Source organism: Aerococcus sp. L_32, assembly GCF_050689315.1.
Genome location: NZ_JBOEQF010000968.1, coordinates 1 through 703 on the forward strand (window position 1 = coordinate 1; position 703 = coordinate 703).

Here is a 703-nt window from a genome sequence, read left to right on the forward strand (position 1 = left end):
TAGGCTTCAACCAATTTCTTGTCCTTAAAGACTGTGATTTCTGTTGAGCCACCACCGATATCAATGGATACACCGTCAGAATCACTCATAGAGTGAACGACTGCAGAGAATCCGTAGTAAGCTTCCATTTCTTCTGGCACTAATTCAATGGTGACACCAGTTTTTTTCTTCACTTGATTGATGATGTCATCTTTATTTTTTGATTGTCGGATGGCTGCAGTTGCTTTTGGCAAGATGCGGTCAGCTTTTAATATAGCCGCTTCTTTTGCAAAGGCGCCAATTATCCGGGCTAGGGTGTCAATACCATCCTGTGACATTTCGTGATCATCATTAATATATTGAAAAATCCGTGCGGGAATTTTGATGTTTTGAATTTCTCGCATGGCTAAATTATCTTCGACTTGAAAGACAACAAGGCGAATAGAGTTTGAACCTATATCAATCAAACCAATTCGTTCTTTCATAACTATTGTGTCCTTTCGATTTTCATGTACTTCAGTAACAACTAAAATTAAATTTATCTTAGGTTTAGTATAACGCAATTTCAGCAAATCCGAAATAATATTTCCCGATAAGTAAAAGACTATTTCTGCAGGGAGTTAGATAGGGGATTCTAGAAGAAGAGGGCCGTGACATCAAAGCCACAACCCCCCTAATTGTTATTTAACGATAGCCGTAATATCGGGCTACGAAAGTCAAACTT

General features: G+C 38.3%; 1 pseudogene. It reads right to left on the reverse strand.

What is annotated here, in order from left to right:
- Positions 1 to 464 (reverse strand): annotated as a pseudogene (locus ACRCJ0_RS17665) (Ppx/GppA family phosphatase); the annotation flags it as partial.
- Positions 465 to 703: the final 239 nt, after the last annotated feature.